This is a genomic window from Methylomonas rhizoryzae (assembly GCF_008632455.1).
Classification (GTDB): domain Bacteria; phylum Pseudomonadota; class Gammaproteobacteria; order Methylococcales; family Methylomonadaceae; genus Methylomonas; species Methylomonas rhizoryzae.
On record NZ_CP043929.1, the window covers coordinates 703,009 to 728,384 of the forward strand.

Annotated in this window: 22 protein-coding genes and 1 pseudogene; 10 read left to right on the forward strand and 13 right to left on the reverse strand. The window is 48.7% G+C overall.

All coding sequences use genetic code 11. The features are described 5' to 3' along the window. Positions 1-35: 35 nt before the first annotated feature. Entirely contained in the window at positions 36-2,390 is a 2,355-nt protein-coding gene (locus tag F1E05_RS03375; RefSeq protein ID WP_232056761.1) for a penicillin acylase family protein, read from the forward strand. A 42-nt stretch (positions 2,391-2,432) separates the two neighbouring features. On the opposite strand, the gene rsmA is transcribed toward F1E05_RS03375, so the two are convergent. The 3 genes from rsmA to F1E05_RS03390 are packed head-to-tail and all read right to left on the reverse strand — an operon-like array spanning position 2,433 to position 4,796. After that, positions 2,433-3,224 carry a 16S rRNA (adenine(1518)-N(6)/adenine(1519)-N(6))-dimethyltransferase RsmA gene (rsmA, locus tag F1E05_RS03380; protein ID WP_150046737.1) on the reverse strand — a complete coding sequence of 264 codons (792 nt, stop codon included), beginning with the start codon at positions 3,222-3,224 and terminating at the stop codon, positions 2,433-2,435. A gap of 6 nt (positions 3,225-3,230) precedes the next feature. Beyond that, on the reverse strand, positions 3,231-4,211 hold the full coding sequence (pdxA, locus tag F1E05_RS03385) for a 4-hydroxythreonine-4-phosphate dehydrogenase PdxA (protein WP_150046739.1): 981 nt from the start codon (positions 4,209-4,211) through the stop codon (positions 3,231-3,233). 21 nt (positions 4,212-4,232) lie between these two features. Then, on the reverse strand, positions 4,233-4,796 hold the full coding sequence (locus F1E05_RS03390; protein ID WP_150046741.1) for a MarR family winged helix-turn-helix transcriptional regulator: 564 nt from the start codon (positions 4,794-4,796) through the stop codon (positions 4,233-4,235). 209 nt (positions 4,797-5,005) lie between these two features. Between F1E05_RS03390 and F1E05_RS03395 the strand changes: the two genes are divergently transcribed. The 8 genes from F1E05_RS03395 to F1E05_RS03425 all read left to right on the forward strand — a co-directional run bounded on the left by F1E05_RS03395 (position 5,006) and on the right by F1E05_RS03425 (position 10,423). Further along, positions 5,006-6,586 (forward strand): nitrite reductase, encoded by a 1,581-nt coding sequence (locus F1E05_RS03395; RefSeq protein ID WP_150046742.1) that lies wholly within the window; start codon positions 5,006-5,008, stop codon positions 6,584-6,586. Then, positions 6,583-6,891: a c-type cytochrome gene (locus tag F1E05_RS03400; RefSeq protein WP_150046744.1), complete on the forward strand. Its 309-nt coding sequence runs from the start codon at positions 6,583-6,585 to the stop codon at positions 6,889-6,891. Before F1E05_RS03395 ends, F1E05_RS03400 begins: the two co-directional genes overlap by 4 nt. A 23-nt stretch (positions 6,892-6,914) precedes the next feature. Then, entirely contained in the window at positions 6,915-7,190 is a 276-nt protein-coding gene (locus F1E05_RS03405; protein ID WP_150046746.1) for a c-type cytochrome, read from the forward strand. Positions 7,191-7,227: 37 nt separating this feature from the next. Next, a complete protein-coding gene (locus F1E05_RS03410) occupies positions 7,228-7,647 on the forward strand; it encodes a DUF3465 domain-containing protein (protein ID WP_150046748.1) in 420 nt (139 codons plus the stop codon). A gap of 153 nt (positions 7,648-7,800) precedes the next feature. After that, positions 7,801-8,991 (forward strand): cytochrome D1 domain-containing protein, encoded by a 1,191-nt coding sequence (locus tag F1E05_RS03415; protein WP_150046750.1) that lies wholly within the window; start codon positions 7,801-7,803, stop codon positions 8,989-8,991. Further along, a complete protein-coding gene (locus F1E05_RS20170; RefSeq protein ID WP_190303235.1) occupies positions 8,988-9,446 on the forward strand; it encodes an Lrp/AsnC family transcriptional regulator in 459 nt (152 codons plus the stop codon). The genes F1E05_RS03415 and F1E05_RS20170 overlap by 4 nt, the downstream gene beginning before the upstream one ends. Then, positions 9,439-9,987, forward strand: coding sequence for a siroheme decarboxylase subunit beta (ahbB, locus tag F1E05_RS20175; RefSeq protein ID WP_332095528.1), 549 nt, complete (start codon positions 9,439-9,441; stop codon positions 9,985-9,987). The genes F1E05_RS20170 and ahbB overlap by 8 nt, the downstream gene beginning before the upstream one ends. Beyond that, positions 9,980-10,423, forward strand: coding sequence for an Lrp/AsnC family transcriptional regulator (locus F1E05_RS03425; protein ID WP_150046752.1), 444 nt, complete (start codon positions 9,980-9,982; stop codon positions 10,421-10,423). The genes ahbB and F1E05_RS03425 overlap by 8 nt, the downstream gene beginning before the upstream one ends. 11 nt (positions 10,424-10,434) lie before the next feature. On the opposite strand, the gene F1E05_RS03430 is transcribed toward F1E05_RS03425, so the two are convergent. The 7 genes from F1E05_RS03430 to F1E05_RS03460 all read right to left on the reverse strand — a co-directional run bounded on the left by F1E05_RS03430 (position 10,435) and on the right by F1E05_RS03460 (position 17,202). Continuing rightward, positions 10,435-11,421 carry a UDP-glucuronic acid decarboxylase family protein gene (locus F1E05_RS03430; protein ID WP_150046754.1) on the reverse strand — a complete coding sequence of 329 codons (987 nt, stop codon included), beginning with the start codon at positions 11,419-11,421 and terminating at the stop codon, positions 10,435-10,437. Positions 11,422-11,610: 189 nt separating this feature from the next. Next, entirely contained in the window at positions 11,611-12,483 is an 873-nt protein-coding gene (locus F1E05_RS03435; RefSeq protein ID WP_150046756.1) for an NAD-dependent epimerase/dehydratase family protein, read from the reverse strand. Beyond that, positions 12,480-14,141, reverse strand: a complete 1,662-nt coding sequence (gene rfbH, locus F1E05_RS03440) for a lipopolysaccharide biosynthesis protein RfbH (protein ID WP_150046758.1) — start codon at positions 14,139-14,141, stop codon at positions 12,480-12,482. The genes F1E05_RS03435 and rfbH overlap by 4 nt, the downstream gene beginning before the upstream one ends. Beyond that, positions 14,131-14,346 carry a hypothetical protein gene (locus tag F1E05_RS20505; protein WP_150046760.1) on the reverse strand — a complete coding sequence of 72 codons (216 nt, stop codon included), beginning with the start codon at positions 14,344-14,346 and terminating at the stop codon, positions 14,131-14,133. The genes rfbH and F1E05_RS20505 overlap by 11 nt, the downstream gene beginning before the upstream one ends. Beyond that, positions 14,324-15,433, reverse strand: coding sequence for a CDP-glucose 4,6-dehydratase (gene rfbG / locus F1E05_RS03450; RefSeq protein WP_150046761.1), 1,110 nt, complete (start codon positions 15,431-15,433; stop codon positions 14,324-14,326). The genes F1E05_RS20505 and rfbG overlap by 23 nt, the downstream gene beginning before the upstream one ends. Next, on the reverse strand, positions 15,430-16,203 hold the full coding sequence (gene rfbF, locus F1E05_RS03455) for a glucose-1-phosphate cytidylyltransferase (protein WP_150046763.1): 774 nt from the start codon (positions 16,201-16,203) through the stop codon (positions 15,430-15,432). The genes rfbG and rfbF overlap by 4 nt, the downstream gene beginning before the upstream one ends. A 150-nt stretch (positions 16,204-16,353) precedes the next feature. Then, positions 16,354-17,202, reverse strand: coding sequence for a hypothetical protein (locus tag F1E05_RS03460; RefSeq protein WP_150046766.1), 849 nt, complete (start codon positions 17,200-17,202; stop codon positions 16,354-16,356). Between the two features lie 421 nt (positions 17,203-17,623). On the opposite strand from F1E05_RS03460, the pseudogene F1E05_RS03465 reads away from it, so the two are divergent. Beyond that, a pseudogene (locus F1E05_RS03465) lies at positions 17,624-18,964 on the forward strand (IS1380 family transposase). Between the two features lie 297 nt (positions 18,965-19,261). Here the strand turns inward: F1E05_RS03465 and F1E05_RS03470 are convergent. From F1E05_RS03470 to F1E05_RS03480, 3 genes are all read right to left on the reverse strand, one after another. Beyond that, positions 19,262-20,350 carry an IS5 family transposase gene (locus tag F1E05_RS03470; protein WP_150046768.1) on the reverse strand — a complete coding sequence of 363 codons (1,089 nt, stop codon included), beginning with the start codon at positions 20,348-20,350 and terminating at the stop codon, positions 19,262-19,264. Between the two features lie 224 nt (positions 20,351-20,574). Next, the gene (locus F1E05_RS03475) at positions 20,575-23,862 is read right to left on the reverse strand and encodes a glycosyltransferase (protein ID WP_150046770.1); all 3,288 of its coding nucleotides are present in this window, start codon (positions 23,860-23,862) and stop codon (positions 20,575-20,577) included. Between the two features lie 547 nt (positions 23,863-24,409). Beyond that, positions 24,410-25,366, reverse strand: a complete 957-nt coding sequence (locus F1E05_RS03480) for an NAD-dependent epimerase/dehydratase family protein (RefSeq protein ID WP_150046772.1) — start codon at positions 25,364-25,366, stop codon at positions 24,410-24,412. Between the last annotated feature and the right edge of the window lie 10 nt (positions 25,367-25,376).

Sequence of the window (25,376 nt, forward strand, 5' to 3'; positions counted from 1 at the left end):
GCGTTTTGCTTTTCTCCGGTTTCAACTAAGCACTCATGATGCGTAATGTCTTGTTAGTCAGTCTGACTGCCGTTGTTTTCGTTACCGCGGCGGCCTATGGCTTGTTGGCGGCTTCCATACCCGAACGCGCCGGGCAGGCGCGATTGCCGGGAATGCGTGCAGCAGCCGAGGTGCGTAGCGATCAATTGGGCGTGCCCTATATCAGCGCCGCCGATCGCGAAGATGCATTCCGCACTTTGGGCTATTGGCATGCGCGCGACCGGTTATTTCAAATGGAACTGATGCGTAGGAAAGCGGCCGGGCGTTTGGCAGAATTGTTCGGCGCGCCGGCTGTGTCTATCGACCGCAAGCAAAGGGTTTACCAATTTTCACGGACGGCCCGGCAAATCGTTGCCGATTTACCCGATGCGCAGCGGCGCGGCTTATCGGCCTATGCCGAAGGGGTTAACGCTTATCTGCAGCAAACCGGCGTATTGCCGCCGGAGTTTTTGGCGTTGCGGTTTCGTCCGGAACCTTGGCAAGCGGCGGATAGCATTTTGGTGATTTTGGCGATGTTTCAGACGCTCAACGGTCAAGAGCAGGACGAGCGCATGGTCAGCGTCATGCAGCGCGCAATGCCGGCAGACTTGGTTAGCTTCCTGACGCCGGACACGGATCTTTACGCCACGGTTTTGGTCGGAGGAGCCGCGCCGCGCCGCGCTAGCCAATCCGTGCCGATAGCGGCGTTGGTCGCTTTACCGGAAGCGTTCGTGCAATTCGCGCAAGCAGGCGTCGATCTGGAAAATGTCGTAGCCGGCTCCAACAACTGGGCCGTAGCCGGCAGTAAAACGGCCGACGGACGGGCGATAGTCGCCAACGACATGCATTTGACTCTGGGCGTGCCGAACATCTGGTACCGCGCCGATTTGCGCTATCAAGATCGGCAGGTGTACGGAGTGACCTTGCCCGGCGTGCCCGGCGTCATCGTCGGAGCTAACCGGCACGTGGCTTGGGGCTTCACCAACGTTACCGCCGACTTGTTGGATCTGATTGCTTTGGAAACAGATCCCGAACATCCGGGTGCTTACCGTACCCCGCAAGGTTGGCGGCCGTTCGACAGTCATAACGAAACCATCAAAGTCAAAGGCGGCAGCGATATTGAGTTGACGCTGCAAGACACGATTTGGGGCCCGGTTTCCGATCAGCCGCTATTAGGCAAGCCGGTCGCGATTAAATGGACGGCGCTGGAGCGGGGCGGCGTGGATTTGGGCTTGATCGATCTCGATGCCGCACAAGACGTTAAGCACGCGATGGCGCTCATCAATCGAGCCGGCGGTCCGCCGCAGAACGTGGTGTTTGCCGATGACGAAGGTCACATCGGTTGGACCTATATGGGGCGCTTTCCTAAACGCGTCGGTTTCGATGGCCTACAGGTCCGCGCTTGGGCCGACGGAACGGTGAGCTGGCAGGGATTCATTCCGCCGGAAGAATTGCCGCGATTGTACGATCCGCCTGAGGGCTTTATCGCGACCGCCAACAACCGCACCCTCGGTAGCGGCTATCCCTATGTGATCGGGCACAACTGGGCCCTGAGCTACCGCGCTTATCGTATCGCGGAATTGCTGGGTGAAGATAAAGTGTTTACCGAGCGGGACATGCTGGCCATTCAACTCGATAGCCGCAGCGCCGCCTTGGATTTTTACCGGGAACTGGGGTTGCGCGAATTGCAGGCTGTAGCCGACCTAGACCGGGAATTACGGGAGGCGCAACAAGCTTTAACGGTTTGGGACGGTTATATGCGGGCCGAAAGCTTGGGTGCGGCTTTTGTCGCGGAGTTTCGTAAACAATTGGCGGAGACGGTATTTGCACGGGTCGTGGCTGCCGGGCAAGCTTACGATCCGGAGTTTAGGTACGCCTGGCGGGAAATGGAGACGCCGTTGCGCCAATTGTTAAGCGAGCGGCCCAAAGGCTTTTTGCCGACGGTATATCGCGACGATTGGACGCGGATGATAATCGCGGCACTGCGGCAAACCGGCCAAGCGCTCCGCAAACAATACCCCCATCGCGAACCGTCTCGCTTGACTTGGGGCGAGACTCAGCGCATCGATTTACAGCATCCTTTTAGTAAAACGCTGCCTCAGTTAGCCGAATGGCTGGATATGCCGAGTTTTGACAGCGGCGGGTGCGCCAGCGTTTGTGTGATGGTGATGGGTAGCGGGCACGGTGCCAGTGAGCGCTTGGCCTTATCGCCCGCTCATCCGGACGATGCGCTGCTGCAGATGCCGGGCGGGCAATCCGGACATTTCTTGTCGGCTCACTATGCCGATCAGCAAGCGTTTTGGCAAGATGGTCGGGCCGTGCCGTTGCGTGGCGATACGGATGGTGCGGTATTACAAGTGCTGCCGGATTAGACGCGGCCATGCTGTCGATCGCCTCGAATGGCTCGGGGCGTCTCAATGCTCGGTTTTAGACGCTAGGGCGTTAGCGATTTTGGCAAATTCCGCCAGCGTGATGGCTTCGGCCCGCAATTCGCCATCAATGCCGAGTGCACTGAGTTCATCCGCCGATATGAAATTGCGCAAGGAATTACGTAGCGTCTTGCGGCGTTGGGAAAACGCCTGAGTCACCAGAGTCCCGAAAGCGGACAGGTCGGCTATTGGTACCGGCGGCGCGGCGTGGGGAGTCAGGCGTACAATCGCGGACATGACTTGCGGGGCCGGGTGGAAGCTTTCCGGCGGTACGTCGAACAGCCATTCGGCGTCGCAGTAATATTGGATCATTACGCTCAAACGGCCGTATTGCTTGCTGCCGGCTTGGGCGCAAATGCGGTTGACGACCTCTTTTTGCAGCATAAAGATCATGTCTTCTATGCAGCAGGTTGTTTCCAGCAAGTGAAACAGCAGCGGGGTGGAAATGTTGTAGGGTAGATTGCCGATGATCCGCAGTTTTTCCGCGTTTTTAGCCAGGCTGCTAAATTCGAATTGCAAAGCGTCGGCACTATGTATGGCGATTTTGGGGTTGGTAGCGAATTGCTTTTGTAAGCGGGCGACCAAGTCCCTATCCAGTTCGATGACGTCCAAGTCAACGCCGCTTACTAACAGGGGATTAGTCAGGGCGCCCAGGCCGGGGCCGATTTCCACCCAATGCTCGCCCGGTTGCGGATGAGCGTAGCTCAAGATGTCGTTAATGATGCTGTGATCGTGCAGAAAATTCTGTCCAAACCGCTTGCGCGCTTGATGGTTCATAATCGGTTATTTAGATTGGATCATTTCTAAGGCGGTTTGCAACGCGAACTGCAAACTGCCTAAATTGGCTTTACCCGAGCCGGCTAGGTCGAGCGCAGTGCCGTGGTCGACCGAGGTGCGGATGATAGGCAAGCCCAAAGTTATGTTGACGGCTTGGCCGAAACCTTTATATTTCAATACCGGTAGCCCTTGGTCGTGGTACATGGCCAGCACCGCGTCGGCGTGCTCCAGATATTTCGGGGTAAACAGCGTGTCGGCCGGCAGCGGCCCGTATAAATGCAAGCCTTCGGTACGCAAGCTTTCCAGCGTGGGTTCTATCACGTCCATGTCTTCTCTGCCCAAATGGCCGCCTTCGCCGGCATGCGGGTTCAAGCCGCACACCAATATCCTGGGATTGGCGATGCCGAAGCGCAGGCGCAGATCGTGGTCCAAGGTGCGAATGACATGGGCCAGCCGATGTTCGGTGATGGCGGCGCTGACCTCAGACAAAGGCAGGTGGGTGGTGGCTAAGGCAACTCGCAAACCGGGAGTGGCCAGCATCATGACCGGCGTGCCGCCGGTTTGTTCGGCGATAAATTCCGTATGGCCGCTAAACCGGATGCCGGCGTCGTTGATGACGCCTTTGTGGACCGGTGCGGTGACCATGGCTTGGAACCGCCGTTGCAGGCAGCCTTGGGTGGCCAGCCAAATCGTTTCGATGACGTAGTCGCTATTGGCGGGATTAAGGCGGCCGCACACGGCAGGTTCCGGCATGTCGACCGGCACAATGCTCAGCGTGCCCGGCGGTGCGATGCGGGCAGGGGCGGCGTCTTCGAAAGGTACCGGATTTAGCGGCAAACCCAGTTTTTTAGCGCGCTGCCGTAATAATTCCGGGCAGCCGATCGCGATTAGCTGGCAACGGTGCGGCAGTTGCGCCAATTGCACGCACAACTCGGGACCTATGCCGGCCGGTTCGCCGGGAGTTATGGCGATGCGGGCGATTGTCATGTTAGCGATGGTACCGAACGATCAAACCGGCTTGTGTTCTTGGCAAATTTGTTCGCTGTCCTCAACGCTGAGTTTTTCTTGCGTGAGTTGACAAAAAAATTCACCGTCTTTTTCGCTGAAGTTGCGGCAAGTCTTGCAGACGCCGAAAGATTGCGATTGGTTGGCTTTTTGCAACGCGGTCAACGCTTGTTGAAACACATTGGCGTCCGCGGGGGCCGGGGCGCTGCTGTGCAAAATGTCGGTGGCGCTGGAAAATAAATCCGAAGGACGCGCTTGTCTCAATACGTCCGCGCCGTCGGGCAATAAGCGCAAATGCACGACCCGGCGATCGCTGGCATCCGGCACTTTTTCGATAAAGCCTTTTTTTTCCAGAATGATCAACGATTGCGAAACGGTACCGCGGGTCATGCCCAGATAGTTGGCGACTGCGGCAGGGGTGTTGCTGAAGCGATTGGCGCGCGACAAATAATTCAAGACTTGAAAATGTACCGGCTGCAAGCCGAGTTCGGTGCATTTCTTACGTTCTTCCGAGCGTATTAGCGAGGTCATGCATTCGATGAGTTCGTAGATGTCGGTTTCGGGCATAACGGCGATGCAAATATATTTGGAAAGAAAATTGACAAATCTTATTATAGTGCTTAAATATCGATTCGAAACTACTTTGTGACATTCGGCCTGGAGCCATGCCGAGAATTGCTTGACGCAATAGAGCGAGCGCTGTTCCGCTCCTGCATTTATGGTTTAATGCCCCGGCTTGGCTCTTCTTTTTTTACGACGGATTACAGGAATTGTAAATGAAAACCACAACTATAAAACGACTGAATCAATCCGTGCTGGCCGGCGCCATTGCCGCTTTGTTGTTCTCCCTGAGCGCGGCAGCGAATTCCGACGACATGCACCGGTTGTACCAGGATAATTGCGCCAGTTGCCACGGCTCCGACCACGGCGGCTATCTGGCGCCGGCTTTGAACGCCGAAACGTTGAAAGGTCGCAGTCCCACCGCATTGCGCACCATAGTCATGGCCGGAAGCTTCGATACGTTGATGCCGCCGTTTTACGGTAGGTTGAGCGACGACGAAATCCGTGGGGTCATTAAACACCTGCAAAGCACGCCTAAGCAACCGAATCCGGCTTGGACTTTGGATGACATGAAAAAGTCGCTGAAGGTTTACGTCAAAGACGAAAGCACTTTACCGGATAAACCCGGCTATCAAATCGATAGCATGGACAATCTGATCGGAGTGGCCGCACGTGGCAAATACGGTCGCGGCGAGGGCTCCAAAGCCATTTTCATCAATAGCGTTACCCATCAGCCGGTTGGCGAAGTAGCGACCGGCACAGCGGCGCATATTATCGACTTCAATCCGGCCAATCCGCGCTGGGCTTACGTCAAAACCGATACCGCCGAGATTTTTAAGGTCGATTTGTATTCGATGAAAGCGGTGCGCAGCATCAAAACCGGCTGGAACGGCCCCGGTATGGGGGTGTCGCGCGACGGCAAATACATCATGGCCGGCTCGTTCGTGCCGCATAACGCCGTGATCCTGGATGCCGACACGCTGGAACCGTTGAAAACCTTCGAACTGGAAGGCATCGATCCGGACGGCAAACACGTGTCGTCTGATTCCGGCATGATCATCGGCACGCCGTACGCCGATATTTTCGCTATTGCCTTGGAAAACGCCGGTCAGGTCTGGATTGTCGATTATAAAAAAGAAGGCTTTCCGGTCACCAAAATCGAAAAAGTCGGCCGCCATTTGCACGATGCGTTCCTGACCCACGGCGGCAAAAAGCTGATGGTGGCGTCCTATGACGACAGTATCGTCGCGGCGATCGATCTGGAAAAACGCGAATTGATCAAGCAATTGCCGGCCGGTTGCGTGCCGCACGTCGGTGGCGGTTCGGCGGTGGTGGTGGACGGCCGTACCTTGGGCTTCGGCACCAATTTCGGCGACTGCGACAAGATGGTGGTCAGCGTGTGGGATTTGGACAAAATGGAAGTGGTCAAGCAAGTGCCGGTTTCCGGCGGCACCGAATCGCCGGCCGCTCATGCCAACGCGCCTTATGTCGCAGTGGACATCATCAGCAAGGACAGACGTGCTCGTACCGTGCAGTTGATCGACAAAAAGTCGCTTGAAGTTGTCAAAACCCTGGATGTCGGCGGCCACGCCTACTTCCCGGAATACAGCGCCGACGGCAAATTTTTGTACATTAGCGCGGGCTATAACGGCGACGAAGTGGTGGTTTACGATTCGCACTCGCTGGAAAAAGTCGCGTCTGTTCCGATGGAAAGTCCGGCCGGTATTTTCTCGCGCGGCCGGGTCAAATACATGACCCGCGGTTTGTCCCCGGATGAAATGGAGGCCGGCAAATGATTAAGCAAGTGTTTGCGATTACGTTGTTGGGGTTGGCTGCCGGCGGTACGGCCCAAGCGGCTAACCTATTTGCCGGGCAAAGCAGGGCGGCGGCAGTCTGTTCTCAATGCCACGGCATACGTTCTCCTAGCGCGGATGCACCGTTTCCGCCGTTGGCCGGCCGGGATGTCGAATATCTGAAAATGGCGTTGAAACAGTATCGGGATAAAACCAGACCGTCCGATATTATGAATGCGATAACCGGTTCGCTGACCGATGCGCAGATTAACGATGTCGCCAGTTATTACGGCCATTTAAAACCGTGAGACAGTTGGTTTGCTTGGCTATCATGATCGGTAGTTGTGCCGTTGCGGCCGAGCCCGGTTTGCAGCGGCAGCAAGAATTGATCGATTTGCTAAAGCACGATTGCGGTTCCTGCCACGGCTTGCCGCCTAAAGGCGGCCTAGGGCCTTCGCTGATGCCGGAAGCTTTGGCTTCTAAAAGCGACGCCGAATTAGTTGCCGTGATACTGCACGGCAGGCCGGGCACGGCGATGCCGCCGTGGAACACTTTTCTAAGTTCCGACGAAACCGAATGGTTGGTGCAGCGCTTGCGCCAACCCTAAACAAAATCACTAAGCTTTGTGCCGCGGGAGTGGCGTTATGAATAGTTTTGCTAGAGTGTTGATAGGGGCGCTGGCCATCAGTGCGGTTTTGTCGGTGCCAGTAGGTGCGGATAGCGCTTTAGCACCGGAGCAAGTGGTTGCCCAAGCCTTCCAGTCGCATCGTAGCGATTTTCAGATCCAACTCAAGGGCACCATCGTCAAGCGCTTGCCCGACGACAATCAGGGTAGCCGTCATCAAAAATTCATTGTTAGGTTGGCGAACGGACAAACATTGCTGGTAGCGCATAATATCGATCTGGCCCCGCGGGTCGAAAACCTGAAAACCGGCGATAGTGTCGAGCTGTTCGGAGAATACGAATGGAGCGAGAAAGGCGGCACGCTGCACTGGACTCACCGGGACCCCGCGCAACGGCATGCGCACGGCTGGATACGGCATAACGGCCGGCAATACGATTAGAAGCGCAGGAATGCCGCGCGGCTAGCGGACTATGTTTAAGGTTATGGATTACTCTGAAATGGCAGGCGCTCGAAAGACTAACGACATAGCCACGTTGACTTGCATTGGCCGTGCTTTCATGCGCGTTAGCTTATAAATGATTAGGCGGCAACGATGACATTACGCATAGGGAAAGTTTTACTGGCGGCGCTCTGGCTAACCGGTGCTTCGGCCTCTGCCGAGCCTCGCGGCAGCGGCGATTTGGGCGTGATTATCGAACGCGAAACCGGTAGCGTGCAGATCGTCAACACCAGCCGGCCGGCGATGCTGAGCCGTATCGAAGGTTTGGGCGATTTATCGCATGCCTCGGTGGTATTTTCCCGCGATCAACGCTACGCCTACGTGTTCGGGCGCGACGGCGGCTTGACCAAGATCGACTTGCTGCAGGACGTGATCGACAAGCGCATCGTGCAAGCCGGCAACAGCATAGGCGGTGCGATTTCCCAGGACGGCAACGTCATTGCGGTTTCCAATTATGCTCCGGGCGGGGTCAAATTGTTTGCGGCCGATAGTTTGGAACAGCTTGCCGACATACCGGCTGTTTACGGCGAGGATAGTCAAAGCGAGGATAAGTTGTCCAAGGTAGTCGGCTTGGTCGACGCGCCCGGGCAACGCTTTGTTTGCAGTTTGTTCGATGCCGGCCGGATTTGGTTGATCGATGCCCATAATCCGCGCCACCCGCAGTTGCAGGTCTTTAAGGATGTCGGCAAACAGCCTTACGATGCCTTATTGACGCCCGATGGTCATTTTTATGCCGCAGGGCTTTTTGGAGAAAAAGGCTTGGCTTTATTGGATTTATGGCAGCCCGAAATCGGCGCTCGGCACATTTTGCAAAGCTACGGCAAGGATGACGAGCAGTTGCCGGTTTATAAGATGCCTCATCTGGAAGGTTGGGCGCAAGCCGGCGACTGGTTGCTGGTTCCGGCGATGGGCCAACACGAGGTTTTGGTGATCGACAAACGCAACTGGGAACTGTACAAGCGCATACCGGTAGCCGGGCAGCCGGTGTTCGTAATGGCTAGACCGGACGGACGTCAGGTATGGGTCAATTTTGCTTTTCCGGACAATCAAACCGTGCAAGTGATCGACGTTAAGGATTTTAGCGTGATCAAAACGTTGAGCCCCGGCAAAGCGGTGATGCATATGGAATTCACGCCGCGAGGCGAACGGGTTTGGCTGGCCTTGCGCGACGAGGACAAGGTAGCGATTTACGATACCGAAAGCTTTGCGGAAGCCGCCGCCTTAAATGCGCGCAAACCGAGCGGCGTGTTTTTTTCCTCTCGCGCCAATAAAATCGGCTTATGAAACTTTCGCCCTTGCATAAGCGGCTGCTAAACGATTTTCAGCAGGATTTTCCGCTGAGTTCCGCGCCGTTTAACGAAATTGCCCAGCAGTTAGGTGTTGACGAAGAACAAGTGTTAGATGCATTTGCGGAATTGACCGAGTGTAATGCCATTAGTCGCATAGGACCCGTCATCACCCCAAATGCAATCGGAAAAAGCGCCTTGGTGGCTATGGCTATTCCTGATCACGATTTGGAGCGGGTTGCCGCCGTCGTCAGTGCGATACCCCAAGTCAATCACAATTACGAACGGGAAAACCGCTTCAATTTGTGGTTTGTCCTAATTGCCGAAGATAAAAACCGGTTGGACGAGCTGGTTGCGCGCATTGAATTGCAAACCGGCTATTCGGCAATGGTTCTGCCGATGTTGGCCGATTATTTCATCGACTTAGGCTTCGAACTGGATTTGCATGATTGAAGATGCTAAAGATTTCGCGTTGATTGCTGCAGTGCAAGCCGGTTTGCCTGTTGCGGCCCGGCCGTACGCGCTGATCGCCGAAAAGATCGGTTTGACGGAAGGACAGGTGCTGGAGCGACTACAGCGTTTACGCCAATGCGGTTTGATCAAGCGCTGGGGGGTGGTTGTGCAGCACCGAGCACTGGGTTACCGGGCGAATGCGATGATAGTGATGGATATTCCCGACAGTCAGGTGGATCAAGTTGGCCGGCTTATCAGCCGCTACGACTGCGTAAATCTCTGTTACCAGCGACCGCGTTACCCAGGCGTTTGGCCGTATAACTTGTACTGCATGATACACGGTAAAAGCCGGGATGCCGTTTGGGTTCAGTGGCAACACCTGCAAGACGAGTGCCAATTGCAGGCCTATCCGTTCGAAATGTTGTTCAGCGCTCGCTGCTTCAAACAGCGCGGTGCACAATACGCCCGATTAAACCAAGGAGCGACAAACGGCGCCAATCCGCAAATTCCGACCTCAAATCCGGTCGCCGCTTATGGATGAGATAGACCGGGCCATTCTGAACCGGCTGCAAATAGGTTTCCCGATTTGCGCTTCTCCTTTTTTAAAGGTTGCAGAACAACTGGGAGTGGACGAAAACGACTTATTGCTGCGGTTGCAACGAATGCAGGCCGACGGAGTACTGTCCCGGTTTGGTCCCATGTACCACGCCGAGCAGATGGGCGGCGCGCTTACTCTAGCGGCGCTTAAAGTCCCCGAGGAGCGTTTCGACGAAGTGACCCGCATCGTCAACAGTTTTCCCGAAGTAGCGCACAATTACGCGCGCAGCCACGCATTGAATATGTGGTTTGTACTGGCCAGCGACCAAGCCGAGCGGCTAGCGGAAGTCATTGCCGCAATCGAGTCCGCTACCGGCCTTAGGGTGTACGATATGCCGAAAAACCGCGAGTATTATGTAGGACTCAATTTCGCCGTGTAACGGCAAGCCGGTCAAACCGCGTCGTCGGCGGTTAAAAGGTCATCGAAATAAGCTATCGTTTTGATCAAGCCTGCGTCCAGGTTGACGGTAGGTTGCCAATCTAACCATTCCTTGGCTTTGCTTATATCCGGTTTACGCTGCATCGGATCGTCCTCGGGCAACGGTCGAAATACCAATTTGGAACCGGTGCCGGTGAGGTCGATGATTTTTTCCGCCAATTGCCGAATGGTAAATTCGCCGGGGTTGCCAAGGTTGATAGGGCCGGGGCATCGCTGGTTGCTAGCCGGGCCGGGCTGCAAATTCATAAATTGGATAAACCCGTCCACCATGTCGTCGACGTAGCAAAAACTGCGGGTTTGTTGACCATCGCCATACAAGGTAATGTCCTGACCGCGTAAGGCTTGGACGATAAAATTACTAACCACCCGCCCGTCGTTGGGATGCATCCTGGGACCGTAGGTATTGAAAATACGGACTACGCGAATATCCAAATTGTGTTGGCGGTAGTAATCAAAAAACAAGGTTTCGGCACAACGTTTGCCTTCGTCGTAGCAACTTCTGCTGCCGATGGGGTTCACATTTCCCCAGTAACTCTCCGTTTGCGGATGTACGGTCGGATCGCCGTATACCTCGGAGGTGCTGGCCTGAAAAATTCTGGCCTTCAAACGTTTGGCCAAGCCCAACATATTGATTGCCCCGTGTACGCTGGTCTTGGTGGTCGCTACCGGGTCGTGCTGGTAGTGTATAGGGCTGGCCGGACAAGCCAAGTTGTAGATCTGATCGACTTCGATATAAAGCGGAAAGGTTACATCGTGACGTAGGAATTCGAAGCGCGGATTGTCGAATAAATGTTCAATATTGCGTTTAGTGCCGGTAAAAAGATTATCCACACAGACAACTTCATCCCCGTTATTGATGAGCTGGTCAATCAAGTGTGAGCCGAGAAATCCGGCACCGCCGGTAACTAATATCCGTTTACGAGGGTTGTATTGGCGCATGAGAAAGTATTGGCTAGTAAAACTTAATGTCGCTTAGTGCTGTTGTATGTGTTTGATAGTAATCTAAAGATAAGGAATTGAGTCAAACAAAGAGTTGGCTACTATTATTAGTAAGTTTTAATCGACTTTGGTGTGAGTTTTTTCGACCCATCTTGTAAATTGCGCTAGCATTTTATGGTTATTTTGTGGCTATATTTTTTTCTTTTCGTAATTAATTAGCTCCATCAATCCCTGGATAAGATTGTGTTTGGTTTTCCAGCCGATTTTATTCAAAATAATGCAATTTGCTACGCTCTCCATAGATTCGTTTTCCCGATAAGGTAACGCGCCAAACTTTAAGATAGAACTAGAGTTTGTAAGCTCGTGAATTAACTCCACTAGTTTTTTAATGCGTATTCCCTCACCGCTGCCAAGTTCTAGTTCGCAATAATTGTCATTGATTCTTTGATAGTTTTCCAACAAACTAAGGTAGGCATTTGCAGCATCAGTGACATAAATAAAATCACGTTTTTGTTCCCCTCTTGTTAGATTGATACAGTCTATGTTGCGTAAGCATTCGTTAATTATGTATGTGACAAACTTAGTATTATCATCCTTGGGGCCGTAAATGTGTTCTAGTTTTATATTAAAAATCTTTGTATTAGATGCGGATTTTTTTAACCATTCGCTAAACTGATGCTTTGATAGCGAGTAGGCGTTAACGGTTTTTGGTAAGGCTGTATCAGTATTGAAAAAGGTTTTAGCGTTATATTGATTGGCTAATTCCAGTAGCTTTAAAGGGAATAATAAGTTGGTTTCTATTAATGCACTGTTTAACTCTGAATTGCGGCCGTAATTAGTTGCTGCATGGATGATGTGAGAAATGCCGGATTTACTTTCGAATGGCCGGCTTAGTTCGCTATTAATGTTAAACCAATTAATAGAAGAGCGTATTGCTGATACGCGCCAAAAGTCACTTGATTCTCGATAATATGCTGCAACTTGATAATTATGATTCAGTAGCACTTCTGCAATATGACTACCGAAAAAACCTGTTGCCCCCGTGATTAAAACAGATCTCATGATTGAAAAAAGGCCTTTAGTTCGCTGATCATAAAATCGAGCATTTCTTTATTCAGCATGGGACCTAAACCTATCCATAAGCTATTGTTCATGACTAAATCGGTATTAGTCAAGTTGTCGACTATGCGGTGTGGCTGATTTTCAAAATACGGTTGCCTAATAAGGTTGCCGGCAAATATTAAGCGCGAGCCTATATTTTTACTATCTAAATGTTGTAATAAGTCAACTCTTTTCTTATCGGCATGTTCTCGAATGGTTATGGGGAAACCAAACCAGGATGGATTACAATTTTGTGTTGCCTTGGGAAGGATGATTTTATCTTTTAGGTCGTTTAGGGCGTTATACAAATATGAAAAGTTCGCACGACGTTTTTCGATAAAAGCTTCTAATTGATCCAATTGTGCTAATCCAACGGCTGCTTGCATGTCGGTAATTTTTAAATTATAGCCAACATGCGAATATGAGTATTTGTGATCGTAGCCTTTGGGCAAATCTCCTAATTGCCAACAAAAACGCTTGCCACAGGAGTTGTCTTCTCCCGGCGCGCAATAACAATCACGCCCCCAGTCTCTAAATGATTCAATAATTGGTTTTAATATACCACTGTTAGTAAATACTGCCCCTCCTTCACCCATAGTAATATGGTGAGCTGGATAGAAGCTAAGTGTGCCTATATCCCCGAAAGTACCGACATGGTATGATTTGCCGATTTCGATAGGCTTTCCCTTATAATCGGTAAGAGCTCTACTTGGGGAATAAGTCGTACCTAATGCATCACAGCAGTCTTCTATGACCCATAAATTGTGTTTACGTGCTAAGTGTATTATTACATCTAGGTTAAATGCATTGCCCAATGTGTGAGCCAGCATAATTGCCCGTGTTTTATCGCTGATTGCGGAAGTAATTTTATCTGTATCTATATTGTAAGTACCTAATTCAACGTCGACAAAAACAGGAATTAAGCCGTATTGAAGTGCGGGGTTAACAGTGGTTGGAAAGCCTGCTGCAACTGTAATAATTTCATCACCTGGTTTTAGCGCTCTATCGCCTAATTTTGGGGATGTTAGTGCAGCTAAGGCTAGAAGATTTGCCGAAGAACCGGAGTTAGTGGTTAATAAATGTTTAACTCCTATAAATTGTCCTAACTTTTTTTCAAAAGCCTTGTTGAACCTGCCTGTTGTTAACCAGCCATCCAGAGACGACTCGACTAATAATGTTAGCTCTCTATCGCCGAGTACTTTTCCTGAAACAGGAATGTGTTGTAGGGTTGGTGTAAATGGTGTGGACTTATATTTTATTTCGCTAAATGCAGGAATATGTTGTAATATTAATTGGCGGAATAAATATTCTAAAAATCTATCGGTGAGTCGAGATATTTTTTTTATAACAATGTTCTGGTTTAAACGAACGTGCTGATTAATATGTAAATAACCGGAATGTGGTAACGGTGTGAAGTTGTTTTCATAATGTTCTGCTTCTAGCTTTATTGATGTCGAACTGCTATTCGAGCTTGCTGTAATAAAGGCAAATATAATTTCACCATATTCGTCAGCGGAAGATAATGCTAGCGCAGGGCGTTTTTGCCGGCTAGCCAGGTTATCAAATGGAAACGGCAACAAGCAGATATCGCCACGTTTAATTGAAGTTTCAAAGGTCATTCCAGATATCCTCGGCAGCATCGGCTAGCACAGATTGAGCGAACCCTTGCTGGGGCTGTCGTATTGCTGTTTCATCAGAAAAAGGTACTCTCTCTTGAGTAACGGGTGAAATTCGGATTTCGATTTGTTGATTAGAGAATTCGGGTAACACTAGCAACAAGTTCCCGTTTTCAGGGACAGTTTTAATTAGTATTTTTGTGCTCATAATGTTCATTTCCTAGAGTTGTCGCGGATTGCTGGTAAGCTGCGATTTGAGCTAAGCAAAATTCTTGCATATTATTGCCGGTAATTTCGGCTTTATGCCAATCAACAATTGCTTGTAACGCTGTTGTAAGTGACCACGCAGGTTTCCAGTTCAATAGGGAATTAGCCTTGCTGCAATCAAGCTTTAAATAATGGGCTTCATGCGGATGACTGTCATTGTCAATTTGCCACGGAGTGTCCGAGCCCCATAATTCAGACATTCGCCTGGCTATCCATTCAACAGGTTTAGTGTCTTGATGGTAAGGGCCAAAATTCCAAGCCTCTGCATATGGAGCTCCTTCGCAATAGAGTTTTTCTGCCAGCATCAGGTAACCAGATAATGGCTCAAGTACATGTTGCCAGGGACGGATCGCGTGAGGATTGCGGATGTATATAGTTTGGTTGCGTTGAAGTGCTTTTATGATGTCGGGGATAAGCCTGTCTTCAGACCAGTCGCCTCCGCCTATTACGTTGCCAGCGCGCGCGCTGGCTATTGCAGTTCTATGCTCAGAATAAAGGTGGGTTGGGAAAAAAGAGTTACGATATGAAGAAATTAGCAATTCCGAACAGCCTTTACTACTGCTATAAGGGTCAAAGCCTCCCATGGGCTCGTTTTCACGATATCCCCAGTGCCATTCTTTGTTTTCGTAGCATTTGTCCGTTGTAATCATCACAGCTGCGCGAACGCTGTTTACTGATCTAATTCCTTCTAAGACGTGTAAAGTTCCCATTACATTAGTGGCATAAGTTTCTACCGGAGCTTGATAAGAATAACGAACTAGGGGTTGCGCGGCTAAATGGAACACAATGTCCGGTTGTGTTTGTAAGAATATACTTTTTACTGATTCTAAATCGCAAATGTTGCCGATTTCCGAATCAATGCTATTTGCTACTTTAGCGACTTCAAATAGTGAAGGTGTGGTCGCCGGTTCAAGTGCGAAACCAGTGACTTTTGCGCCTTGCTGCTTGAGCCAAAGTGCTAACCAACCGCCTTTGAAACCGGTGTGGCCGGTTAATAGCACGTTTTTGTTGTTCCAAAAATTAGTCATTGCCAGATTTTCCAGGGAGCGCTACCAGACTGCCACAATGATTGCAGATGAATTTTATCGCGTAAAGTATCCATGGGTTGCCAGAAGCCAGAGTGTTGGTAAGCCGCCAGTTGGCCGTCTTTTGCTAGTAGTTCCATTGGAGTTTTTTCCCAAATTGTTGAGTCGTCGCTAATATAATCAATCACTTTAGGCGACAAAACGAAAAAGCCGCCATTGATCCAGCCCCCGTCCCCCTGGGGCTTTTCTTGGAATCCTTCTATTTTGGTGCCTTTTAAGGCCAGTGCGCCGAAGCGACCGGGTGGTTGGGTAGCTGTTAAGGTGGCTAAGACTTTTTGTTCCCGATGAAATTTAATAAGTTTGGAAATATCAATATCTCCAACACCGTCCCCATAAGTAAAACAAAAAAACTCTTCGTTTTGTACATATTCCTTGACACGCTTCAATCGACCTCCGGTCATGGTTTTATCGCCTGTGTCAACTAATGTTACTTTCCAAGGTTCTGCCTTGCTTTCGTGGACGTGCATTTTATTGGATTGCATGTCGAAAGTGACGTTAGAAGTATGTAGAAAGTAATTTGCGAAATACTCCTTTATAATATAACCTTTGTAGCCGCAGCAAATAATAAATTCATTTATGCCATGTGCGGAATAGGTTTTCATTACGTGCCATAGTATTGGCTTTCCGCCAATTTCTACCATGGGCTTGGGCTTAGTGTCAGTTTCTTCACTGAGGCGAGTGCCAAGCCCGCCGGCTAGGATTACTGCTTTCATGATGTAGTTAAATAAAAGTTAAAGAGGATTGTAGGTAAATGCTTTTGGTAAATTTATATTTAATTATACGATAAGGTAATAAGCTTCGTTCAATGACTCTGCTTTAATGACTTGGTTAGTTGTAGCTGCTTGATACTAGATTTATCACTTTCAATCCCCATAGGCGCAATAAACAGGACATTTGGCAGGGTGTACAAGTCTAAGTCCTTTATAGTTAAATCTTTCGCCTGGTTTTGGCCAGAGTTTTTCACTATATACGAAAGTTTTGAACATTTCTGGGTAGTCGGTTTCCATATCTTGTCTTGCTACATTTGTTTTAATAATTTCAGAGCCAACAAATGCTTCACATAAGGGCCAGTACTTATTGGCTTGAATTTTATCCAATTGTTTTATATTTAAATTAATTTTTTCTAAAATTGAAGAGTAAAATTCCGCAATTTGACGTCTTTGAGAAAACAAATAATCAACTAATGAAACAGTGTAGCCCTGCAGCCCGAAAAGTGTCTGATACACGTTGTTTTGTCCATAGTAATGCCGAGCAGCTTCGAAATGTGGCCAATCAGCGTTGACGTGTCGGATAGTTTTAGAAAAAAACTCAATTGAATCAAATTTTACAAGATCAAAAAATTGGCTCCATGTGCCGCCGGCTAAAATAATGTCATTATCTATCTGTATTATCCAATCAGTTGGCTTTAGATCGGGTAATAATGTTCTTACTAAATACGTGCCATAGTCGCCATTCCTCCAGCTATTAATAGAGGCTGGTTCGAATGGTGTGACTGGAAGATTTAAATCTCGAAATGAGTCTGATGTGAAAGTAAATATGTCATTCTTTATTTCGTCAAATAAATATTGTATGAAATGTGACAGAGAGTTGTTTTCATTGTTTAGTAAAATAATGCATCTTGCAACTCGAAGGTCTGATTGGAGATCGAGCCATACATTTATATGCATTTGTGAAATGTAATGCGTTTTTATTATAAAATAAATGTTTGGCATGGTTAATGGCACTCGAGTTTTTGTGATTTATGTGGTATATTATCTGTGATAATAGTGCGTTGTTTTTTTATTTTAAGAATCGCGTAAAATAGATTTTAAATTGATGGTCGACGGAATTCATAGGTTTTGTGACTCCCTCGCGTAATTGTTCTTTCGACCGAGTGATGAATCGAAGCCAGTGGTGTTTGGCGTGTTTCCAGACGATTCGATCAGATTGGGCTCGGGACTGTAAGGTGGCAAATGAAGCAATATTAGGCGATGATCAGTCATTCGGTTAGTTTATCTGAGTCGAAGTAGTGATGCATCGTTGTGTTATTCCTGAATCCGTGACTTAACAAGGCGCATAAGACTCTATCATATTGATTTATAAGGTATATTATTGGATAATACGCGCATTCCATTTTCACCCAGCGAGTGAGTCATGAAGCGGTTTATTCTGGAGCAGTCTGAAACTGAATTTTATACCAGCCATTCCGGTTTAGCCTTGGTCGGTTTATGTTTGAATCGGTATGGCCAACTGAATCAGGCCTTGGAAAAAGGTATTCCGTTGCGACACGGTATTTTTCACGCCGATATTATCAAAAGCATTATTGGCACACTGTGCCTGGGCAAAAGCGATTTCGAAGCCATCGAAAACCATCGCGACGACGAGTATTTCAAAGCCGCTGGCCATTGATCAAGTGCCGTCCAGTGCCCGTCTCAGACAACGCCTGGATGAACACGCCGAGGCCCTATTGCCGATCGTTTATCAAAGCAACCTCGATTTTCTGGCCCATGCCCAGGTGCCGGTCACGCCGTTAGCCACCGGCCATGTCGCGCTGGATATCGACGTCTATCCCATGAACAACGAAAAAACCCGCAAGGAAGGCGTCTCCCGAACCTACAAAGGCTTCGATGGCTATTTATGCCCTTTGGGTATGCCCCGATTGCCCTGTATCTGGGCAAAGAGGGCTGGTGCATCGGCAACGAACTGCGCGAAGGCAAGCAGCATTGCCAATACGAATTCCGCTATGCGCTGGAGCGTGGACTCGCCGCCGCGAAACGCTTGACCGCTTTGCCTTTGCTGGTGCACCTGGATGGCGGTCACGACGCGCTCGACAATCGCATCGACTTACACGACGCCGATCGGGTCGACTTCATCATCAAATGGAACCCGCGCAAACAGGATGCCGACGCCTGGCTGGCCTACGCCGAACAACACGGCCAGTGGACCCCGCCGCGCGACGGCAAACGGGTGGCGCTGTTTAGCGTCACGGATGAACAGACTCGACACGGCAAAACCTATACCTGCCGTCGAGTCATGCAAATGACCGAGCGCACCATGACGCCGCAAGGCCAATGGCTGCTGATGCCGGACATCGAAATCGAAGGCTGGTGGACCAGTCTGCCGACAACCGACTACGACGACGCCTCGATCATCGCCCTGTACCGCGACCATGCCACTGCCGAACAATTTCACAGCGAATTCAAGACCGATCCGGACATTGAGCGCCTCCCATCCGGCAAATTCGCCACCAACGATCTGATCATGACGCTCAGTGCTTACAGTTACAACATCCTGCGCTGGATCGGCTTGCTGGGCGAAGAAAGCCCGGTCAGACATCCTGCCAAGCGGCGCCGCATCAAAACCGTGGTCCAGGAACTCATGTATCTGGCCGCGCGACTCATCCGCAGTGGCCGCCGGCTCAAGCTGCGTTTCTCGCAGCTCTGCCCGGGCTTCATCGCCTTTGAAGCCACCTACGCCAAACTTGCCGCCGGCTAGCGACTGATTTCTAACCCTCAAAGCCCGCCACCTATCACTGCGTAAATACGGCAGTGAGCACATCGCTGCGCTTAAAATCCAGCCAATTTATCCATGCCTGGAAAAAACGCCTGCTAATAGGGTGAATTCTAACAGGGTGTTGAAATTTGCCTATATGCCTTCGGCTTCAAAACCATTTTTTGGTTTTGTTGGGCTTCTGGAAGCCCGATCACACCTCAAAAACCGGTTTTAGCCGGTTATATTCGCCCCGAAGGGCGTTAAATTCCGCCTTTTGGCGGATTTCAGGCGCACCACCGCCTAGGCGGTACTGTATCGCCAGCCGAAAATGGTACCCATGCGCGTCAGGTTATAGGCGGCAAAGGTAAAAATCGTTTGCGCGGCGACCTTCTTTAACCCCCGGAACTTGGTTTGGCGTAGCGGGCCGACTGTCTTGGCCCAACCGAAGACTTCTTCGATCCGCTTACGGATTTTGAGACTTTTACGGTAACCGTCGTGCCGGGTTGTGCGACCGTCAATGGCGGAGCCTTTGTCTTTGCTGGCGACATGCGGCGTGACTTTGCGCTGGCGTAACTTGGCGACAAAATCCTGCGTATCGTAATTTTTGTCGGCGGCCAAGGTCGCGCCCGGTTTGTGGATCGTGCGTTTGACCATGGCATGGGCCGCCTCGCGTTCTGCGGTGCCGGTGGCCTGGGTGACTTCGACGTCGACGACCAAGCCATTACGGTTCTCCATCAAGGCATGACCGAGGAAAGCCAGCTGAGACTTGTCGCCCTCGCTCTTTTTGTACAACCGGGCATCGGGATCGGTGCGTGATGCGTGGGTTTCGTTACTGCGTTTCTCGCCCTTGAAGTTGACCGTGGGATTGCGGCCGCCGTCTTCCGGCGGCGGGGTCGAGCCGTCTTTTTTGACGAAACTTTTGTGCGAGGCCCAAGCTTGAATCAGCGTGCCGTCCACCGAGAAATGCTCGTCAGAGATCAGCTGTTTCCACTCGGCCAAGGCCAGTACCCGTTCGAAAAACAAACGACTGATCCGTTCGTTGAGCAAACGGTCGCGGTTGGCGCTGAAGGTCGAGTGATCCCACACCTCGTCATCTATCGTCAAGCCGACAAACCAGCGGTACAAGAGGTTGAAGTCGATATGCTCCACCAGTTGCCGTTCCGAACGGATGGAAAATAGCACTTGCAACAAACTGGCGCGCAACAAGCGTTCCGGCGGAATGGAATCTCGACCGCGACGAGCGTAGAGCGCGTCGAACTCGTCGTTTAGCGTGGCGAGCAACAAGTCGACCACTTGACGCAGCTTGCGTAGCGGATGCTTTTTGGGAATCCGGCTTTCCAGGGTTCGGTAACTGAACAGGTCTTCTTGAGTAATGTCGGCGCCGCGCATGGGGACAGTGCAATATATTGGAGATAGAACTATTTTATCATTTAGAACAATACTTTATGATTTACCAACACATCTGACTCAACCAGCCAATGCGGGTTACAGGGGAGATAAAATCAACAGCCTGCTAAGCCGTTACACTCGATTGCAAGGAATGTAATTTTAAATTCAGCCACTTTTGTAATAGTTTCCGAATAAAAGGGCTGACAATATTTGAAGTCACGGATTCAGGTAGAGTTCTGATCGATCATGCTTTTGAAAACAGCTTCGTACTTGCTCACGGTAACATCAGTATTGTGGTACGAACGAGCGGTTATGTGGCCACGTAATCCGTGTCTTAGTATATCGTCTGAGTGATGGAGTGCCCAGGCAAGGCCTTCCGCAAAATGACTTGTATCCTCATAGCGCGCAATAAATCCAGTATTCATATGTTCAACTAATTCGGGTACATTGCCAACGGGAAATGCTACGACCAGCGTGCCGGATAATAATGCTTCTGGAACCGTTTGAGGAGCGTTGTCTTCTCGTGATGGAAATGCAAACACGTCAGCTGCGGCGTAAATTAATGATAGCGCCTTTGGATCGGTGATATAACCCATATTATGCATAGGGATTCCTAAATCGAGGCTAGCTGCCCCAAATAATAATCCGCGTACATTGTTTGCTTGGCCTTTATTAACTAATACGCGAATGGCATCGACTAGAAGATCGCCGCCTTTTCGTAAGTTGTTCAATGCATCTGCGCCGAAGACGATAAATTTGGCATCAAATGGAAGGCCTAGTTTACTTCTCGCAACCAGTTTGTTGGTAGGATTAAAATCTTCAGACGGGATTGGATTTGCTATTACGCGTATGTCGCGACCTTTAAATAGCGAGCTTTCTTTTGCACAATCGGCTAGCCATTGCGAAGGGGAGACAATGTGAAGATTTTTTAACTGAGCATACGCCTTTTTCTTTGTGTGCCAAATTTCGTTGGCTAGGTGTTTGCTCTTATTTCCAAGCAATGGACAGTTGCCGCACTCATTGCGATATTGAATGCATCCTTCTGAATAATGACATCCCCCGGTAAATGGATTCATATCGTGTAGTGTCCATACTATCGGGCGATTTCCGGCGATAGTAGGTAAATTTTGTATATCTAAAATACCTATTATCCAATGAAGATGTATCACGTCAGCGTTGGAGATTATGTAACGCAATTTTTCAAGATCGGCAATGCTACCCGTTTTAGAGAAAAGTTCTCTAGCACTCAAGGTGTCAACGTCTTTTTGAGTAACCACGGCTACTTCCCGCCAACGATTTCTAATTTCGAGGTCCGAGCCAGATATAGTCGTCGGAACTTTGACAACATAGGGGGAATTAGTAGATTTGCGAAATATGGTCGCCAAATATGCCTGATGCCCCCGTTCTCGTAAAACTTCTACATTTCTAAGCGCTGAGATACCGGCTCCACCATGATCTTGTGTAGAAATTGCACATATAGAAAGTGAGTTTGCTTTAGGAGGTGGTGTATAAGGAAACTGCCGAAATCCGAATTCGAAAATTTCTCTGATTTTAGGGTTGCGAGTTTTTTCTAAGGTTATTCCGCCAGCTTCTTCGAATGCAGACTGTAAAGTTTCGAAGAATGTTTTATTTTGTTCAGTTGAGAAATTTTTTCTCATGTTTTCAAAGAACGGGACATTCCAATAGCTAAAAAGTAGAAAATCAGCAATATCGATAAATCCATGTTTCTTGAGTGTGTGCCAATCTCTTCGCCGCCATTCAATTTCGTCCATGTTTTTACGAAAATTGAAGGTATTCATTGCGCTTTTGGGATTGGCTAGATAATGATATACAACATCCGGAATAACGCTGATAGACCTCGCTGTGGTTAACGCATCTACAATAAATACGCTATCTTGTCCCATTTTCAGGTCTTCAGGCCAAAAAACTCGTTTTGCAAAAGAGCTTTTATAGAGGTATGACCAGTGGCCTTCGGTCGACTTTAAGAAATCTGGGTAGCTTTTTAGTGTTTGATTGACAATATGCTCACTTCCGTCATTTAGGCCTTTTCGAACAGCATTGGACTTTTGACCAGCAATTTGTTGTTCGTGAATAAACGAACCTTTAGTCATCTCGCTTTTGTATCTAATGGCATATTTGTAAAGTGTCTCAAGTGCATTAGGAGGAATTCTGTCATCCGGGTCAATGCTGAAAATATAATCGCCTTGTGCTAGAAAAATTCCTCTGTTTCTTGATGCCCCATGACCAGAATTTATTTCGTTAAAACGTCGCTGGATGCGTTTATCATTCTTTGCATATTCGTCGATTATTTTTTGTGATCCGTCCGTAGATCTGTCGTTAATACAAATAATTTCAAAATTTTTGAAGGTTTGCACCATAATGCTATCTAGGCAATTGGCAATAGTATCCTCACAATTAAATATTGGCAAAATAATACTTATTGCAGGATGAGTAACTTGTGGGGAGAAAGGTATGGTTTTTCGTAATGGTTTCTTATTTAAAACAGAAGAGAATGCATCCAGGTCGATGTTCTGCCAAGCATTATGTCCTTGATTCGCTCGATCAGTCACATAAGCGCGAGCTGATGCGCGAAATCTTGGAGACTTGTAATTTCTTGAGATTTCGCATAGTCTTTCAGGGGTAAGCTTTTCAAGCGTCATTATATCCAGTAGTGCGGTCATCGATATGCCTGGATATTGCTCTTCCAAAGCTCGACGACGCTCTTCGTATAATTGACTTATATTTGCACTTGATACACCGGATGTTCGGAAATTTAAAAGCGGTATCTGAAGTTCATAGTGGGTATACCCTTTCCAGAATAAATGAGCGGTAAAAATGCGGTCTGCAATTACGGCATAACTAGTGTCATAGAGTCCGACTTCTTCATATATTTTAGCCGCGATTAGCATCGTTTCGTGGCGGAGGGGCATTCTAAAGTCAACGGAAGCATCGAACGAAGAGCTTGGCTGAACTCTCATAAACTTGCCATTGCCATCGGTATAATTAGCCAGTGCCGATACGAAATCACATTTTTGTGTAAGCTGTGCTTTCATTAATAGTTCGAGCGCTTCCGGTTCGTACCAATCGTCTGAGTTGAGGAATATAATGTATTCCCCTAAGGCAAGTTCTAAACCTTTGTTCATTGCAGCATAAATGCCGCCATCCGGCTCGGAAACATAATAGTCAATGATATCTTCGTTTTGGAGAATAATATCTATAGTTTTGTCTTTTGAGCCGCCATCAATAATAATGTATTCAAAGTTATTATAGGTTTGCTGCCGTATAGATTGAATCGTTTGAGAGAGTGTGTTTTCTGAATTAAAGCATACCGTGACCACTGTAATGAGTGGTAAATTTGGTATTGATTTCTTAATCACGCCTTTTATTCGGCTGCCTCCATCGGATATGCGCTTTCCTGTATTGTCAGGGTAACGTAAAAACTTACCTAAAAAATTGTTAGAAGTTGCGAGATTGCGTTCAGTTTTTGGTAAAGTTTGTTGATTTGAATTCATTTCGGATCAGTTCTTATCGCTATGTGTCGCAATTAAAAGTCAGTTGCTAATTCGACAATCCGCAAGAATTAAGCGAACAAAAATTAGCAATGTGCTCCGTCTTCTAAAATGTTAGCCGGGGTGAGATAGTGCTCGGGCACTGGTTTATTATCGTTTTTGCAGAATATAGTAATCGTTTAATAATATTAAGCGATGAGCAAAAAATGCTTATTTCGAGCAAAGATAAGAGCTTTGCAAAAAGTTGGCGTGCATTTCAATCAATGTATTCTCGAGTGAATGCGCACAAACAAGTTCGCCGGACATGTCGACTTTTTGCTAAGCATTAAATACTATTTTATTCAGTAATAAACATAAAGCTCCAGACTATTTTTTAACGGGCCGGTAAAATATTGGTAATGCTATGTTGTTGATACAATATGTAACAAAAATTTTTTATCCTGTTTTTGTTAGCGCCTGAGTTATTAAATTTGACCGGCCTGTTTAAAGTTATATATGGCTTTTTCGACTTTTTGTAATTCGAAAAAGCCTAAGAAGCATCAAGCTATAATTATTGCTGGTTGGAATTTATATTCAGCCCGGATTTATACAGCTGAAACCACTTCCAAGTTGCGCTCATAGCATCTTCTATGCATATCGTAGGACAAAAGTTCAGTTCTTTTTGTGCTAGATCAAAATTAGCAAAATTTCGGTCCACCTCGCCCTTTCTTTTCGAATCAAAAAGAATCGGGTGTTCGAATGCGCCAGTAGTATCTCGAGCGATTTCTGCAAGTTCTTTTACAGAAACTTCGCGGCCGCTAGCGAGATGGTATACGTTGAACCCAGGCTTTTGAGCATTCAAGGCAGCGATAATGCCTCTGCAAAGATCGTCTACGAATAGAAAATCACGAGTTGCGGAACCGTCTCCGTATATGCAAATTGGTATTCCATCCATGATGGATTTAAAGAACGTAGTCACTGCGCCTTTCTTATGCCAACTTATAGGACCGACTACGTTTGCAAACCTTAAGGCGGTAATTGACATGTCGTAGGCGTTGGCAAAGGCGCAGCAATAACCCTCGCCAGCCAGTTTACTGGCGCCATACGGAGAAATTGGCCGAGGTACTGATTGTTCGTTCACCGGTGGGGATGCGTTGCCGATTAATGCCCCGCCGGTCGATGAGAATATGAGTTGTTGGATCCCGGCGCTACGGGCGGCGTTCAGTACCTTAAATGTGCCTTCGACGTTAATGGAAAAATTTTCTTCCGGCGAGGCGACGGACTCTACGACAGATCCGTAAGCGGCGAGATGGATAACGGCATCTTTGCCGGTGAATGCGGATGTTAAGGCTGCTTCGTCCCGTATGTCGGCCGTTATTATTTGATATGCATCGGGGGCGTCGAGATATTCAACGGCACCGCGGCTCAGGTTGTCGAGTATGGTAATGTTGTGTCCGGCAAGGCGCAGCATGGGCGCTAAATTGGCGCCGATAAAGCCGCAGCCGCCGGTGATTAGTATATTGGCCATCGTATTTCTC